Origin of the sequence: Kolteria novifilia (genome assembly GCA_007748055.1) — a bacterium.
Taxonomy (GTDB): Bacteria; Planctomycetota; Planctomycetia; order Kolteriales; family Kolteriaceae; genus Kolteria; species Kolteria novifilia.
The window spans coordinates 4222136-4239499 of the sequence record CP036279.1 but is presented as its reverse complement, the minus strand read 5'-3'; the positions used below and the strand labels follow the sequence as shown (position 1 = coordinate 4239499).

Here is a 17364-nt window from a genome sequence, read left to right as displayed (position 1 = left end):
TATAAGGTTCTATAGGAGCTCCACTTGCATCTAGTGAGTGGGGCTCCTAAATTATCAAACTTTCCCTCATCAAGTCAGCCGAAAGGCCCAATTCGCTGTCGTAGCTACCCAGCCAAAGCCCCAATCCATCCCGTCGCTTGTCGATCATCGATTGATCCAGATTTTGGGTTCGGACGTTGACCTGGTAACGGGAGAACTTGCGGCGAAGCTGACGTGTTGGTCGTCGCTCCCACTCCTCCATGAGTGACGCGACCAACTCTTGAATCGGTGGCCAGTCGACGATGAGCACGGGCTCTGTGTCCTCGTCGATGATGCGATAACCACGTCGATCACCTCTTCCCTCGCGGATCGTTCGGAAGTTGAGCGATTCCCTCTCCTTGATGATCTCCCGCTCATCACAACGGCCTAGCGGATAGAGCGACGCGAAGTACTCATTGATCCCCTCGGGACGCGTCCAACGATCCTGTCGTTCCGGTCCATGGGCGTCGAGACGGCCGCGAAGGTTCTGGATCCCCTTGCGATACCAGCCCGGCGGGCTCTTTTCCTCTTCGCTGTTGAAGACAATCACCTCACCACCAGGGCTACCATCGGGTGCAACCAACTTCCCCTCGCGGTTGCAGCGTCCCGCGGCTTGAATGATGCCATCGAGGGGGCCGAACTCACGAAGAACGAACGGAAAATCGAGGTCGACACCACATTCGATCAGTTGCGTCGAGACAACGAAGCAGGAGCGTTCGACCTCCCGTCGCTTCTTGATCTCCTCGATGCGGCGCAGGCGGTGGAATGGGCACATCGCGGAAGAGAGATGGAACACCGACTTCGAATCATCGACCCGCTCGCGGAGTTCCCGGAATAGTTGCCGGGCCGCTTCGACGGTGTTGACAACCACCAGCGCGGATGACTTCTTGACCATTTGCCGTGCGACCTCGCTCCACGACCAGCGGGTCTCGCGTTCCGGCCATGTGATCGTCACGCGCTGAAGGCGTTCAAAGAGATCCATGCTGGGTGGTGCTAGCTCGCGAACTCGGGTAAGCCCGTGCGGGAACTCGTCACGCTGCTTGAGAGCCGGTTGGGTCGCCGTGCTGAGCACAATACTACAGCCGGCTTGATCGACGAGTGCCTTGAGCATGGCACACGTCGGATCGAGAAGTCCCGGCGGCAGTGCTTGGCACTCGTCGAGGATAATGACGCTTCGAGCAATGTTGTGGATCTTGCGGCAATCGCCAGGACGGTTGGAGAAAAGGCTCTCAAAGAACTGAACGTTCGTGGTGACGATGACTGGGGCATCCCAATTTTCGGCACGGCGAGCGAACTCCTCAGCTCGTCTGTCATCTTGGGCATCCGACGTGCCGGGCTCCGCCAGGCTGTGATGCTCGAAGACCGTCCGCTGTTCGTCGTCCACGCCCAACGCCTCACGAATGACCTTCGCGTTCTGCTCGATGATCGTGATGTAGGGGGCGACACAAATGATGCGTCGCAGATCGTGGATTGCCGCATGACGAAGAGCGAAGGCCAGACCCGAGAGCGTCTTCCCACCTCCCGTGGGAACGGTCATGGAAAAGAACCCCGGCGTCTCTTCCGCACGCAAGAGACAGGACTTCAGGATCTCGCCCCGAATCGACTTCATCGGTTCGGCTGCCCGCCGTGCACGTTCCCCGATGTAGCCCAACACTCTTGGGAGAAGTACTGCGGGTTCGAGCGCTGGCGGGACCGATTCCGGTGAGCATCCGTTTATCGAGTCCTGATACGCAGCCGTGTCCGCCCAGTCAGCGTCGACCAAACAGCTAAAGAGCATCCGAATGACAAGGTCGAGCTCGTCCCTGGAACCTGTCGGAGGTGGCGGTGTCTCCTTCACGACGTCGGGAATCTCCCGGCGAATCGTCTCCATGATTCGTTCGAGAAGAGGTGTTCCCGAGTCGCTCATGATCGCGGTCTTGGCGTCGGCAAAGTCGGGTAGGCCGCCATGGTGGCCCTGAATGGCAAACGTCGTTTCTGGTCGTTGATGAAGATGGGCAAGTGCCGCACCGGCTTGTTTGTGGTGGGTGAGATCGGACTTGTGCTGGAGCCCTTTTAGATACTGTTGAAACTCTCGGCGATACTTGCCGATGTCGTGCCAAAGCCCTGCGAACCAAGCGACGCGAGGGAAATCGGAAAACCGCAGTCCCGTGGCCTCCGCCCGCCGTTGCGCCCCGTTTCCAACCCCATACAGATGGTCACGAAGCTCCTGCCAGTCGGATTGATCACTTTTTAGTCCCGTGTGGGCGTAGTAAGGCACAGCCAACCTCCTCGGATGAGCCTCATCATGGCAGGACATCACACGAGTCGCATTAGGGAAAACCCTAATGCCGTTTGATCACGATTTGAGTAGGCTGCGGTTTGGAATGATCGCTTGCCGCTCGTCGTCGCCGCCCACAAGATCGTAGCCACTTGCATCGGCGATGCTCTCATCAAACTTGCCGATACGGCCAACGTGTTACCTCGCGTCTGCATCCGAAACATCTTCGCTTGGTTCGCCAGCGATACGGGTCAAATCTACTTGTTCCTCACGCAAACGTTTGCTTCGGTCAGTCACGGGCTAGCAACAACAATCACCCGAACACCGCGTTCGACATTGGAAAGGAGGACATCACGACAGACACGACTCTATTGAACGACAACAACCACGTTCGGATCTTCATTGTCGTCGAGGGCACCAACGATACCGAGTTCCTTCGGCGAATCTCCCTGATGCTTCATCGGCACGACGAATCACTTCCCAACCTTCACGATATGGAGAAGAAAGGGGAAGCGATCTTCGTCCCGTTCGGTGGCGGCAACGTGGAAGCCTGGACGAATCGATTGGCACCTCTTGGGAAGCCCGAGTTTCATCTCTTCGATCATGAGCTGCCGCCGGAGACCGACTATCGGCGTGAGGCTGCCGAGCTCATCAAGCGACGAGAACGCTGTCGGGCCGTGCTGACGAGAAAGCGGAGCCTCGAGAACTACCTTCACCCGAGTGCGATTCAGGGCGCCGGGGACGTCGAGGTGATGTTCGACGATTTTGATCCCGTCGCGGAGATTGTCGGCCGGCGACTTCTCGAACGAACGCCGACCGAGGAACCTTGGGAGCAGCGTACCCGACGTGCTCGTAACCGCGTTGTTCATCGGGCCAAACGCTGGCTCAACACCACCGTAGTCGAACACATGACTGTCGAGCTTCTCCAGGAGCGCGATCCCGACCGCGAGATCGTCTCTTGGATGCGCGTCATCAGCAATCTGACTGAAGCTGGCTAGCAGCCGGGCGATCGCCAGTGCGTCTCCCTTCATCAGGCCATGAGGCGATCCTCAATCCACTTGCCTCTTCATGATTGGGCTCCAGGCCCAGTTGCGCCCACGACAGGATCCATCGCCTCCAGCAATCCTCGCCGTGAACCATCCGATGGCTGCCTAGTTGAGCGGCCAACAAGTTGAAGTCAGACCTGTTCGGCCTCAGTCGCGGAGACACCCGTCTACGCGGTCGGGGCTCTTCTCGTTTTTCGTGCGCGTTCACGGGGTTTGATCGGCGGGCGTGTTGGTTTGGTTGGGTAGGATGTTAGTGCTCGCGTGATGGTACCAGCGAAGGCGGTTCGAGTTGATGCAGTTTGGCCTCCAGGCATTCCGTGAGATATTCCAGGACGTCGCGGCCTTGTTGTCGGCAAGTGGCGACGACCGAGAGGACGCGCTCGACAAATCGACTTCCCGCTTCGCTGTCGGTTCCCCCGCTCATTTTGCGGTAACGCACCGCGACATTGATCGCTCGCTCGCCGGTGTTGTTGGTCGGTTCGATCCCTTCGAGGCGTGCGAACGTCCAAAGATGCGCTTCTTCTTTGAGCAATCGTTTACAGATCCGCGCGGTCTTCGCGCAGCCGCATTGCATTCCCGCTTCGAGAGCGTCGGTTAGTTCGCCACGGAGGATGCTGACATAGGTGCGAAAGCTGCTGCGGGCCAGATCGCCGTCACGAACCCGATGCCACCAGATAAAGAGGGCATCGGACATCGATAGCAAACGCTCGCCAATGGGCTGACCGGCTCCGCCGCGATCGACCATGGCTTGAAAGTCGCGCCGCAGATGCGACCAGCAAAGTTGGCGATGCTTGATCCAGTTGTAGGCGCCGTGACGATCCGAAGTGGCTACTTGATCATACGCTTCGCCGAGCAGCGACTTGGCCACTTGGCCGGTTCGACGGTCAGCGATGTGAAAGAAGGTGGCCAAGGGAGCGACCACCACCCACAACCAACTCTTGCTCTTATGCTCACGCCAGGAGGTTTCGTCGATGTTGACCGGCTGGGTTCGCACGTACTCGCCAAGATGGGCGATCGGCTGCTCCAACGCCTCGGCCACGCGGCGTTCCAACTTGCAGATCATGCCCAGCGAGATGGTCAGGCCGAAGAGTTGGCCGGCCAATTGTTGGACGGTCCGCTTCCCCAACCGGCAGCCGCCCGAGAGCAAGGCCAAGATCGCGGTCAACCGGGGACCGAAGCTGCCCGTGGGTACCCCCTTGGGCAAGCCGCCGCGCGTCCGAGCCCCACACCGGTCGCAGACGCACTCATGAAGTCGATACTCGGTGACCACCGGCTCGATGGGAGGGATTTCCGCGACCTGATGCCGGACGGGCGTCGCGTCGTCCCCATGCAGTGGCGCCCCACAATCACCGCACGACCGCGGTTTGCAATCGACCACCGCGGCCACCTTTTCCGGAGGCGTCAACGGCCGAGAGTGCTTTGGATGACCTTGCTGACCGCCTCGCTTACGACCCGTTGGCGCGGAGGGTGGCTTGCGCTTCGCCTTCCCCTTGGACTGGCCACGAGGACCATCGCTCGAAGGAGGACGAGAAGAGTTCGTCGAATCCTGACCCGCCTTCGCCCGAAGATCCTCTACCTCTTCTTCAAGCTTACTCAGGCGAATCAGGATCTCCTCGATGGCGACCACTCGCTCTTCGAGTGGCGCCGTCGCAATCCTCCATGCTTGCTCCCGATGACCTTCCATGAACGAAGACTGAACAATCCACCGTTTTCGTCAAGGTCAACCCGTGAACGCGCACCGTTTTTTACCCCACTAGGAGGAACGTCCGTGGAGCAATCCGCACTTGATCGCGCCGTCGCTCGAGCGACAGGCGAGAGCGTGTCGACCATCAAGCGATTGGGTTTCTTCCTGATCGACTCGGGCGATGGTCTCACCCCCGAAGCCGAGGAACCTGGCCCTCAAGTCATCGACTGGGACGAGTTGAACGCCCTGCGTCACGCGAACAATGAAAGGAGGCCACTCGATGCTCGGATCGCTGGCTAGAAAAGGAGTTGTTGATCGCTGGCTGCTAACCTCGAAGCAGGCCCTCCATGCGTTGAACCGTGACCACTTCCTGAAGTGGCAGTGTCGCGGGTGCCAGCGCATGGGACGACGACGGCACCGGTCCGGATCATGGAGTCGACGGCAACAACGCCGCCGCCGACTCAACAGGCAGCAGCGGTAAACGATTCGCCTTTCGTTGATCGCGAGGATGTCAAGGATTGAGTAAAACCGGCGTGACTCGGTTACGAGTCCCCAGGCGCCCGGTCGTCCTCCTGGGACGGCCGGGCGACCCTTTTCTTTTAGCAATCCCGACATTCACTCGTTGCCCCACCGTTTCGAGGCTAAGCGACTCCGTACCAACTCCTGACACCCTTCGCGGGGATCAACCAAGGCTCAACTTGAGGGAGCGCGCATGTCTCCCGCGTTGCCAGCTGATCCGTCGTGGCAAATGTGTTGACGGCGGTTGAAAATGGCGGCGCTGGGGGTGTGTCGCGGCGGTTGAAAATAGCGGCGCTCATTCACGTCTTGTTGCGATTTGGGAAGATGGGGGCTTTGGTCCCGATCGTTCCGAAGTTCGCAAGGAGGCGGAGGAGTTCGAACCGACATGGAGTGGTGGACGGAAGTGCGCCGGCGGGTCCTGACCGGCGAGTTGAGCAAGCGAGGAGCGTGCCGCGAGTATGACCTCGGCTGGCACACGTTGACGAAGATCCTGACTCACGCCGAGCCGCCGGGCTATCGGTTGTCCCGGCCTCGCAGGAGGCCCAAGCTCGAACCCTTCTTGCCGATCATTCATCGGATCTTGGAGGAAGACGGCAAGCAGCCGCCCAAGCAACGTCACACCGCCAAGCGAATCGTCGAGCGGCTACGCGACGAGCACGGCTACGACGGTGGGGAGACGATCGTCAAGGACGCCGTGCGTGCCTGGAGGCAATCGCGGCGGGAAGTCTTCGTGCCGCTTTCGCATCCGCCGGGCGAGGCCCAAGTCGACTTCGGCGAAGCGACGGTCCGTGTGGCGGGCGAGCCGACGAAGGTCGCGCTCTTTGTCATGACGCTGCCTTACTCGGGGGCGATCTTCATCCAGGCGTTCCCACGCGAATGCACCGAGACCTTCCACGAAGGCCATGTCCGCGCGTTCTCCTTCCTCGGCGGCGTGCCCAAACGGATCAGCTACGACAACTCGGCGATCGCGGTGACGAAGGTCTTTCCCGGCCGTGAGCGGATGCTGACCAAGGAGTTTCTTCGGTTTCGTAGTCACTATCTCTTCCAAGAGCATTTTTGCCTGGTCAGACGCGCGAACGAGAAAGGACACGTCGAACGATTGCTCGGCTTCGCGCGGCGGAACTTCCTGGTCCCGGTTCCCGATGTCACCTCGCTGGCAGTACTCAACGAACGGCTCGTGGTCTCTTGCGAGAAAGACCTGGAGCGCCGCACGCGCGGCAAGTCCTCCTGCAAGCGCGACCTGCTCCTCGATGATCGTGCCGCTTTCCTGCCTCTGCCGAAGCAACGCTTCGAGGCGAGGCGACTGGTCCAGGCCAGTGCCAACAGTGAGTCACTCGTCCGTTTCGATCGCAACGACTACTCGGTGCCGGTGGCCTACGCCCATCGCCGCTTGACGATCGTCGCCACCGTCCTGGAGGTACGACTGATCTTCGAGGACCGCTTGGTGGCCCGGCACGCGCGCTGCTGGGAGCGGGAAAAGACTTGCTATGACCCGGTCCACTACCTCGCCTTGCTCGAAAGCAAGCCGGGCGGGTTCGATGTCGCCCGCCCCTTGGAGGAGTGGTCGTTGCCCGACTGCTTTGGCTTGTTGCGACGCCGTTTGGAGGCCGAGGACGACCGACATGGAACCAGGTCCTACATCCGTGTGCTTCGCTTGCTGGAGAAGTTCCCGCTCAAGGAACTGACGGCCGCGGTCGAGCAGGCGCTCGCGATTGACGTCACCGATGCCGAGAGCATCCGCACGATCCTCGAACATCGCGCCGACGAGCCGGTCACCGTCTTCTCGTTGGATGGCCGACCGCACCTCGCGCGAGTGCATGTCCCGACGACCGACGTCGCTTCCTACGGCGTCTTACTGGGAGGGCAGGCCTCGTGAACAAGACGACGACCAAAAGCACCGTGCTGCTCAAGCATCATCTCAAGGCGCTCAAGCTGCCGACCGTTCACGACGAGTGCGAGCGGATCGCCCGGCGCTGCGCCTCCGACAACGCCGACCACTTGGCGTTCCTCTTGCAGCTTTGCGAACTGGAGCTGATCGAACGCGAACGTCGGGCCGCCGCGAGGCGCCTCAAGGCCGCTCGCTTCCCCACCACCAAGACGCTCGAGGAGTTCGACTTCGCCGCCCGCGCGAGCCTCAACAAGCCATTGGTCCTGGAACTGCTCAAGGGGGACTATCTCGAGCGCCGAGAGAACATCCTGTTGGTCGGACCCTCGGGGACGGGCAAAACGCATCTGGCCACCGCGCTGGGCATGGCCGCCTGCGCCCAGGGGCGCAAGGTGCGGTTCGTCCGCGTGACCGAGCTGCTCACCCTCTTGCTCGAAGCCCGCGACGAACGTCAACTCTTGCGGTTACGGCAACAACTTGCCAAGCTGGACCTACTGATCCTGGACGAGTTGGGCTACGTGCCAGCGAGCAAGGCCGGGGCGGAACTCCTCTTCGACGTCATCGCCACCGCCTACGAGAGGTACAGTCTTCTTGTGACCACCAATCTGCCCTTCGAGCACTGGACCGAGGTCCTCGGCAGCGAACGGCTCACCGGAGCCGCTCTCGATCGGCTGACCCATCGCTGCCACATCCTCGAAACCACCGGCGAAAGCTATCGGCTAAAGGACGCCAAACGCCGCCGACAGCGAACCGGCTGAACCAAGGAATCACCCGCGACACGATCTCGGCATACGGAGACCTTTTCCCAACCAGGCGCCACCATTTTCGACCGCCCAGCGCCACCATTTTCAACCGCCGTCAACAACGGATCGGAGTCCTCTCCCGTCAGCGGTGTGTCGCAACGCCGGCAGGTCTTCGGCAGCAGAGTCACGACTTCCTGGCATTCCTCGGTGGGAACCAAAGAACGTTCGTGTTTCTTATGACCTGGTTGGCCACCGCGTTTGCGCTTCGATCGCGGCGCCTTGCGTGGTGTCTTGGCATGAGGGTGCTGACAGCCGGGAGGCAGCGACGAGTTCCGCGGGTTCTTGGGAGGGCCAAGTGCCTCTTCCAATTCCGCGATTCGCAGCAACAACGACTCGACGAAGGCACGCACCTCCGGCGTCATCTGGGCCGCGAGTTCAGGAGGTATCTTCGACTTCCCTGTCATGAACGAATTCTCTCACGACTTCCCTTTCGTGAAAAGACCAACTCACAGGGTGTGAACGGTTACCCTTCTCGCTTTCGCCAGAGTCCGTGCAACCTGGAATGGTCATCGATGCCGACACTGGACTCTTCACCTGGACTCCCGAACAAGGCGGACTCTTCACGATTGTTGTTCAGGCGGACGACGGTCGCGGGGCTATCGGTACACAGGAAATCATCCTTGCCGTTCTGGACAATGCCCCGCCAAAGATCACCTCGACACCAGATCCGTCAGTCGACCTCGGCAACATCTTCCCGTATCAGATCACTACGGAGGACCCGAACGTAGGCGACACGATCACCCTCAGTCTCCTGGATGCTCTCAACGGTGTGTCCATCGACGGATCGGGTCTACTCACGTGGACACCGACCGAAGCAGGCGTCTTTACCTTTACCCTCGTTGCGACCGACTCTGTTGGCGATACAGCGAGACAGGATGTCCGACTACAGGTCATTGATCCTGCCAATAATCGCTTACCCGAACTCGCATCGCCACGTGACAAGGCTCAAGTTGAGCGGGAATTCGCCCATCAGTTCCCACGATATGACATCGATGGCGATACCCTTACCTACACGCTCATAAGCGGCCCCGATGGCATGGCACTCAGCAGTTCCGGCCTTCTGAGTTGGACGCCCGATGTCACGATGATCCCGGCGTCCCCGCACTCTTACACTGTGCGCGCTGACGATGGACGTGGCGGTGTGAAGGACGGGCAGTTTACTGTTTCGGTCGTCCATCAACTCGAGAACAAATCGCCTGTATTCCTGTCCGACGCCAACACGGAAGCGCGGCTCAACGGCACCTACCGCTACGAACCACAGGTCGTCGATCCCGATGGAGACTCTCTTTCCTTCCGTTTCGACCAGGCCCCTCTCGGGATGTACTTCGCCAACGAAGCGGAAGGCATCATCCAGTGGTCGCCGTGGAGCAGCAATCAAATCGGCGATCACCAAGTCATCCTCGTTGCCACCGATGCGTACGGGGCCGAGACAAGGCAAGAGTTCACCGTCTCGGTGGTCGGTACGAATCGGCCGCCGCTCGTGGACGAGGATGCGCAAACCTACGCGATCCTCAACGAACTCTACGAATACCAGATCAAGGCCTCCGACCCCGATGGGGACTCCCTCACTCTTACCCTCGATCAGGCTTCCATCGATCGTGGGATGAGCATTGATGTCGCCGGCCTCGTGACTTGGACGCCCACGCAAGCGGGAATCTTCGACGTCAGTATCTCGATCGTCGATGCCTTCGGGACGGGCTACGTCTACGACTACGAGATCGAGGTCTCCGACAATGTACTCGGTCCCGAATTCACCTCGTTGCCAAACCTCTATGCCGTCACTGGAGAACACTACGTCTACGACGTCAGCGTGTTCGACATCGAGGACGATCGCGAGAACATTGTCCTTTCTCTCGAAGTATCACCATCGGGCGCGACCTTTGACCCCGAGACTGGTCATTTGGAGTGGTTCGCGCCCAGCACTGTTCCCGAGCAGGGGCAACTCTTTGGTTTCGCGATCAGCGCGATCGACGAGGACGGCACCGGCCTAACTGCGACGCAATCTTTCACGGTGTTGGTCGAACGCGGCAGCGATCCCCCCATTGTCACGCCCGAATCGATGGCCGAGGCGGAAGCCGAGATCGGCGCAGGAGCCCGCTACACCTACGACATCGAGGCCTATGACCCCGACAACACGAAGCTCACCTATGAGTTACTCTCCGGTCCCGATGGGCTCACCGTCGACAGCAAGGGGCGAGTCCGCTGGCAGACCGGAGTGGGCGACATCGGCACGCATGATGTCAGCATCCTCATCACCGATGGATCCCGGACCTCCTACAAGCATGATTTCACCATCACCGTCACCGCAGACGTCGTTCCGCCCGAAGTGACCCTCGAATTCAGCGGCGATCCGGCCGTCGTTGGTTCCGAACTCGCTATCCGCGTCTTTGCCAACGACACCGTCGGCTATGGAACGGTGACGTTGACGGTTAACGGTGTGCCAATCGCACTCGACGGCTACGCCATCGGTCGAATCACCTTCGATCAGCCTGGCGATGTTGTCGTGACAGCCACCGCCACCGACCCGGCCGGCAACACCGGCATGGCAAACGTCACCCTCAGCGTGATCGACACCGCCGTTGACGGGGCTCCCGAAGTCGCGATCGCTCTCCCTGAAGACGTTGAGGTCATTGGCGAAGCGACCGATATCCTCGGCCGCGTCATTGACACCGACCTTGTCTCCTACACCTTCGAGATTGCTCGCCTGGGTTCGGACAACTTCGTCGAACTCGCCTCCGGCACCGACCCGATCTCCTTCGGGGTCCTTGGCCGAATCGACCCGACCACGCTCCCCAACGGACCGCACGTCATCCGCTTGACGGCCGAGGACGCCGAAGGCAACGTCTCCTCGACTGAACGCCTAGTCAGCATCGATACCGACCTCAAGTTCGGCAATTTCGGTCTCACCTTCGTCGATCTCGAGATCCCCAATGGCGACATGCCGATCGTTATCACTCGCTCCTACGACACCCTCGATGCCGACGAACTAGGCGACTTCGGCTACGGCTGGACCGTCGACATCGCCAACACGGACGTCGAGATCGGCCTTGTCAGCAATGGTCTTGGACTGAACAGCAACTTCCCCGCGTTCCACGAAGGTAGTCGCGTCACTATCACGCTCCCTGACGGCTCGACCGAGAGCTTCACCTTCCGGCCGCAGACCCGTGGCGAGATCTCCGGCGTCTCACCGACCTACGACCCCTACTTCCGGCCCGACGCTGGCGTGACCAGTCAGCTCATCGTGCCGAAGGTTCCCCTCCGCCGAATCACGGGCACCGATGAATATGTCTCACTGGGTACCGGCGTCTCCTACAACCCGCAAGACCCCGGCATCTCCAGCCCCACCCAGGAAGGTGGCACCTTCATCCTGCGGACGAAAACTGGCCTCGAGTACCTCATCGATGCCAAGACCGGCGAACTGACAAGCATGACCAACCTCCAGGGCGACACGCTCACCTTTGGTCACGACTATATCGCCACTGACTCGGGCCGAAGGGTGTCCTATGTGCGTGACGCCCAGGGTCGCATCACCGAGATCACCGATCCGCGTGGCAACAAGATTCGCTACACCTATGACCCTGACACTGGTGATCTGCTCACCGTCACCGACCGCGTCGGTAATAAGACGACGTTTGTCTACGACGAGGAACGCCCACACTACCTGACGAAGATCATCGACCCTCGTGGCGTCGAATCGATTGCCGTCGACTACTCCACCGATACCGGCGACGGTCCCGACATCACCGATGCCGAAGGCAACAACGTCGAGACCTACTACGACAGCGACAATCGCCAGGAGTTCATCGTCGATGCCTTGGGCAACACCACGACCATCACCTACGACGAGCGTGGCAACCCCATTCGCGAAGTCGACCCCACCGGCGTCATCACGCTCCGCACCTACGACGAGGACGACAACCTCCTCACCGAAACCCTTGTCGTCGGTCTGGTTGACTCCGCGGCGAACGGCGAGAACGACGACATCACGACCGAATACAGCTACGACGCCAACGGGAACCGCAGAACGACGGAGGATGCCCGCGGCAACGTCACGCGAACGAACTACAATCAGTTCAGCCAACCGACGACCACGATCGATCCCTTCGGCAACGTCACCAAAGTCACCTACGACGGCAAGGGCCTTCCCACCGAGGTCGACAATCCGCTCGGCGCAAACACCACCTACGGCTACGATGACGACGGCAACCTCGAGACGGTGACGAGTGAAGACGGAGTGCTGCTTGTCAGGAACACCTACAACGACTTTGACGAGCTAACGGAAGCGGTTCCCGCCAACGGCCCGACGAACTACTTCGACTACGATGCAAACGGCAACCAAGTCGCCCGCTGGCACTTCATCGGTGAGGGTGCCGACCGAGTCCAGGTCCTCGACGTCACTCGCTATGATGCCAATGACCGCGTCGAGAGCACCTTCCGCGCGATCTTGCCATTGGGCAGCTACATCGAGCAGGGCATCGCCAACACTGAGGTCCCCGGAGACTTCATCCTCTCGTCGCAGTCGGTCACCTACACCTTCACCGGCCAGGTCGACACCACGACCGACGAGAACGGACTCGAAACCAAAACGATCTACGACCTGCGTGGCCAAGCGATCGAAGTCCGCCGTGAGTCCCTCGACGAGAACGGCAACACGGTCTGGCTCGTCACCCAAACCGTCTACGATGAGGCGGGTCGCGTCATCATGACCACCGATCCCTTCGTCGAAGGGGCGGGAGAAACCATCTGGGCGACCGAGACCACCTACGATGCCGCCGGCCGGCGACGGGAATCGATCAGGCGTAAGGACGTCGACATTGTCCTCGTCGGTACCGAACCCGATCTCTCGACGGAAGTTGTCAGCAATGGGACCGAAGTCTGGCGTACCCGCACCGACTACGATGACAGCGGCCGTACCACGGTCTCCGTCGACCAGTACGACCTCGAAACCCACTACACCTACAACCAGTTCGGCGAGACCGTCGAGACCCGAACCCAGTCCCTCGATGAGACGGGCACCGTCGTCTGGCTCGTCAGCCGGACCGTCTACGACAGCTACGGTCGCGCCTCTTTCCGCACCGACCAGTACAAAGAGGACGACGGGCAGCCGATCTACGGCACCGAAACTCTCTTCGACGACTTCGGTCGGCCTTACCGCACGATCCGCCGCGAGGGCGTCGTTGTCGATCTCGCGGACGGCGAGACGACGCTCACCGACGCCGGCACCGAACTTTGGAAGACCCGAACGACCTACAATGACATCGGGCAGGTCGCCAAGTCCCAATCCGGCGATGGCCAGATCACCGACTACGAGTACGACGACATTGGTCGCCGGGTCGCAACGAACCATCCGGCCACGATCGTCGACGGCGAACTCGTCCGTCACCGCACCGAAACGGTCTACAACACCATCGGCCAGGTCGAGCAGGAGATCACCGGCATCCGTCTCGTCTACGATGCAGACACCGGGGAGTACGTCGAAGACCGCGCCGATGCTCGCACGACCACCTTCGTCTACGATGAACGCGGCAACGTGATCGAGACGATCTTCACCGACGGCACCTCCACCAAGTCGACCTTCGATGACCTCGGCCGAAAGCTCACCGAAACCAATCAGGAAGACCAGACGCGCAGCTTCGTCTACGATGCTCTCGGTCGCCTCGGCTCGGTCGTTTTGCCGGCGATCTATGACCCCGGCGCCGACGTCAACACGACGGCCGACGATGTCCTCGTCAATCCGCGGTACGACTACGGCTACGATGAGCGCGGCAACCAAACCAGCATCCGCGATGCCGAGGACCGCGAAACGACCTTCACCTACGATGAGCGGGGCAATCAGCTCACCCGCACGCTCCCCGACGGCCTGACCGAATCCTTCGAGTACGACGACCGCGGCCGCATGACCCTGCACGTTTCCTTCGAGGGCGTCGTCAAGACGTACGGCTACGATGCCCAAGGCATGCTCGAGCAAGAGAGCTACTACGACGACCTCGCCCAGTACGCCGATGGGACGGGAACGCCGACGGAGACAGTGACCCACCAATACGATGCCTTCGGCCGTGAGATCGACGTGACGCGCAGGGCGGCCGATGATTCCATCCTGCGAAGCGAAACCTGGGACTACGATGCCCAAGGGCGCCTCGTCCAGCATGCCAGCCCCGAAGGGATCATCGGCTACGGCTACGATGATCTCGGTCGCAAGACGAGCACCTACACTGTCGATCCCGCGGACACCACGAATACGACCTACGAGGTCCGCTACAGCTACGATGAGCTGGGCCGCCTTAAGACCGTCGAAACCATCGAACGCAACGACACGGTCCTGGCGACGCCCGAGGTGACCGAGTACGACTACGACCTCCTCGGCAATCTCGATGAGATGACAGGTCCCAACGGCGTGATCGAGGACTACGAGTACGACCAACTCAATCGACTCGAGGCCCTCACGCACTACGCCCCCGACGCAACGCCGGACGACCTCTCCGACAACGAGAAGCTCGCCGAGTTCACCTACGTCTTGCGGAACGATGGCCGGCGCGAAGGATCTTCGGAGACCTTCTATCACGAGGATGGGACCCAGACGACCGTCCAGTATGTCTGGACCTTCGACGAGCTCAACCGCCTCACCCAAGAGCGCATCGATAGCTCCGACGATTCGCTCGACCGGACCGTCGATTACGTCTTCGACCTTGTCGGCAACCGTCTTCGCAAGGCGGTCGATCTCGGCAACGACGGGACCATTGAGGAGCTGATCTGGTCGACCTACGATGAGAACGATCGGCTGCTGACGGAGATCGCCGATCTCGATGGCGACGGCCTCCCCGATCCCGCCGTCGATCGCGAGACGACCTACGGCTACACCGGCACCCAGCAGACCGGCAAGACCGTCGCGGAAGCGGGCGTCACCACTTCGTCGGTGACCTTCACCTACGACCTCATGGGCCGAATGAGCAAGGTCGAGACGACCTCGTACACCGATGGGTCGGCCTCGACGATCGAGACCGTCGACTACGAGTACGATGCGATGGGAATCCGCGTCGCGGCCGTGACGCGGACCGACGATGGGGCCGACGGCAGCATCGAGACCACGGTGCGGACCGAGTATCTCACCGATCACCGCGACATGTCAGGCTACGCCCAGACCCTTCGCGAGACGACCTCCGACGTCGATTCGGGCGAAACGCTCAAAGTCGTCGAGTACACGCGCGGTCACGACGAGATCACGCAGACGACCTTCACCTACACAGGCGGCGTCCCCGATGCGGGTGAAACCCTCGTCTTCGGCCACGACGGCAAGGGGAGCGTCCGCGTCCTCACCGATCTCGCCGGGGCAATCGCGTCGGTCGCGGGCATCGAGCAGGTATTCGTCTATGATGCATACGGAAACCTCTTGAACCTCGCCGCCTCCCAGGCCGCCACCAGTCTCCTCTACAATGGCGAGTACTTCGACGGCCAGATTGGCCAACAATACCTCCGCGCCCGCTGGTATGATCCCAATACCGGGCGATTCAACCGCCTCGACCCGTTCTTTGGCAACCTGCAAGATCCCCAGAGCCTTCACAAGTACCTCTACACCCACGCGGATCCAGTGAATGTCTTCGATCCGACGGGACGGTTTGGGCTAGGTGGCTTCGTAGCCACGGTCGCGATCGGTGGCGCGATCGGCGCGTCGCTACGAGCAGGATTTGCTTGGTATTCTGGTGCCGACTCCTCCACGATTTGGAATGAAGCGCAGATAGGGTTTGCACTCGGAGGCCTCTCGGCGGCGGCAGGTTTTGGAGCTGGTTTGATAGGAACTAGCTATTGGTGGACGCTCGCGTCAAATGCCTTCCTCGGTGGAATTGAAGGAGCTTTCGAGGAATGGCTAGTTTTGGGCGATATCGAAGATATTGCGTTCGGAGCAGCAAAAGGAGCTTTGTTCGCTGGCATTCTTTCATCGATCGGTTTTTGGGTAGGTAGCTACTTTGGCATACCGCAGGGATTGAGTAGGGCGAAGTTTGACGAAGCGTCCTCACTCATACGATCAAGGGTCGGTGAAGCAAGCGGCGATATTGTCGTCCAAGGCAGTCGCGTTACCCGAAAGGCTACTCCAAAGTCTGATATTGACTTTGGAATCAGGGTGTCAAAGGATAAATTCGATGAGCTTCTCGAGGCTAGCTTCGGCACACCAACTCCTGGTTCCGCGGCTGAGCGGACCATGAGCCATGCAATTCGCACAGGGAAGATCCAGTCTGGAGAAGCTCGTCTCATTCCAGGCGGTCCTCGTCTCCGTCAGCTGAGAAAGGAACTAGAGCAATTGCTGGACATCGATGTCGACATCTCAGTAGTTTTGCGCCGAGGGCCATTCGATGGAGGGCCAACTATTCGAGTCAGGTAAGGAGAAATAGCAGGTGAGTGAGAATGACACATGCTACTGCAAGATATTTGTTGATACCGTCCTCAGCAAAGATGAGTTGGCGCGGACAATCGCTCGTGTGACAAACGGACACTGTATCCGGCGGACAGTCTACACATCTTGGGGAGAGATCGACGTCGTACTCAACGAAGATTTCGACGATCACGATCGTTTCAATAGTTCCGATGGATTTCTCCACTATCAATTCTATCTCGAGATTGAGGCAGATGTTCGAGTGAGTCGTTTCATATTCGTCTCGTCGATTGCCAACTTGTTGACAGAATTCTGGAGGATGGAATTTAAAGCTGTTGCAGCATGTGACTTCGAACATGAACTACCCAGAAAGGGCGGACTCACAAGCTAACGGCCCAACAGCCAAGCATGGTGGGTGTTGACCCAGGGCAATCGCATCAAATGGTGTCAAACTGGCGAGGTCTTGCCGTTTTTACGACGACAGGTCTCCGCGTATTCGGCTCAACTCCCTTTACTGTCCCGGTTCAAATTCTGGTCGCATTCGTTGCCGAATTAGGGCGGTAGGGATTTTGGGTCTGTGGAGGTGGTGTTGCCGAATTGTTGGGAATTCTGGAGGAGGATGAGCGCGATGAGATTGGCTGGCTGGGCGCGAGCGCATGGTCGGTCCTTTGGGAGACTTGGCCCGGTGGACTGCCGTCCTACTTGGATGGGAATGGCGGGGTACGATTTTTGTTTCGGGATTTCTGGAGCTGGTAGCGGCGGAACCGTTGGTCGAGGAGAGTGACGG

Annotated in this window: 8 protein-coding genes; 5 read left to right on the top strand and 3 right to left on the bottom strand. The window is 60.0% G+C overall.

The window, feature by feature from the left end:
• Nucleotides 1-46: 46 nt before the first annotated feature.
• Nucleotides 47-2275, bottom strand: coding sequence for a CRISPR-associated helicase Cas3' (gene cas3, locus Pan216_RS15550; protein ID WP_419192577.1), 2229 nt, complete (start codon nucleotides 2273-2275; stop codon nucleotides 47-49).
• Nucleotides 2276-2646: 371 nt separating this feature from the next.
• Here cas3 and Pan216_RS15545 point away from each other — a divergent pair, with 371 nt between their 5' ends.
• A complete protein-coding gene (locus Pan216_RS15545) occupies nucleotides 2647-3273 on the top strand; it encodes an ATP-dependent endonuclease (RefSeq protein ID WP_419192576.1) in 627 nt (208 codons plus the stop codon).
• A gap of 298 nt (nucleotides 3274-3571) precedes the next feature.
• Here Pan216_RS15545 and tnpC read toward each other — a convergent pair whose 3' ends face one another.
• Nucleotides 3572-5005 carry an IS66 family transposase gene (gene tnpC, locus Pan216_RS15540; RefSeq protein WP_419192575.1) on the bottom strand — a complete coding sequence of 478 codons (1434 nt, stop codon included), beginning with the start codon at nucleotides 5003-5005 and terminating at the stop codon, nucleotides 3572-3574.
• A gap of 84 nt (nucleotides 5006-5089) precedes the next feature.
• Here tnpC and Pan216_RS15535 point away from each other — a divergent pair, with 84 nt between their 5' ends.
• From Pan216_RS15535 to istB, 3 genes are all read left to right on the top strand, one after another.
• Complete coding sequence (locus Pan216_RS15535) at nucleotides 5090-5305, top strand: hypothetical protein (protein WP_145259122.1); 216 nt, start codon at nucleotides 5090-5092, stop codon at nucleotides 5303-5305.
• Nucleotides 5306-5909: 604 nt separating this feature from the next.
• Nucleotides 5910-7400, top strand: a complete 1491-nt coding sequence (gene istA, locus Pan216_RS15530) for an IS21 family transposase (RefSeq protein WP_145259120.1) — start codon at nucleotides 5910-5912, stop codon at nucleotides 7398-7400.
• On the top strand, nucleotides 7397-8167 hold the full coding sequence (gene istB, locus Pan216_RS15525) for an IS21-like element helper ATPase IstB (RefSeq protein ID WP_145259118.1): 771 nt from the start codon (nucleotides 7397-7399) through the stop codon (nucleotides 8165-8167). The genes istA and istB overlap by 4 nt, the downstream gene beginning before the upstream one ends.
• Here istB and Pan216_RS15520 read toward each other — a convergent pair.
• Complete coding sequence (locus Pan216_RS15520; protein ID WP_145259116.1) at nucleotides 8122-8616, bottom strand: DUF6444 domain-containing protein; 495 nt, start codon at nucleotides 8614-8616, stop codon at nucleotides 8122-8124. The genes istB and Pan216_RS15520 overlap by 46 nt on opposite strands.
• A 98-nt stretch (nucleotides 8617-8714) precedes the next feature.
• Between Pan216_RS15520 and Pan216_RS15515 the strand changes: the two genes are divergently transcribed.
• The gene (locus Pan216_RS15515; RefSeq protein WP_419193683.1) at nucleotides 8715-16586 is read left to right on the top strand and encodes an RHS repeat-associated core domain-containing protein; all 7872 of its coding nucleotides are present in this window, start codon (nucleotides 8715-8717) and stop codon (nucleotides 16584-16586) included.
• Nucleotides 16587-17364: the final 778 nt, after the last annotated feature.

Bases quoted from the DNA above. Each gene is read 5' to 3' on its own strand.
- tnpC (WP_419192575.1), bottom strand. From the start codon at position 5,005: ATGGAAGGTCATCGGGAGCAAGCATGGAGGATTGCGACGGCGCCACTC.
- istA (WP_145259120.1), top strand. From the start codon at position 5,910: ATGGAGTGGTGGACGGAAGTGCGCCGGCGGGTCCTGACCGGCGAGTTG.
- Pan216_RS15520 (WP_145259116.1), bottom strand. From the start codon at position 8,616: ATGACAGGGAAGTCGAAGATACCTCCTGAACTCGCGGCCCAGATGACG.
- Pan216_RS15515 (WP_419193683.1), top strand. From the start codon at position 8,715: ATGGTCATCGATGCCGACACTGGACTCTTCACCTGGACTCCCGAACAA.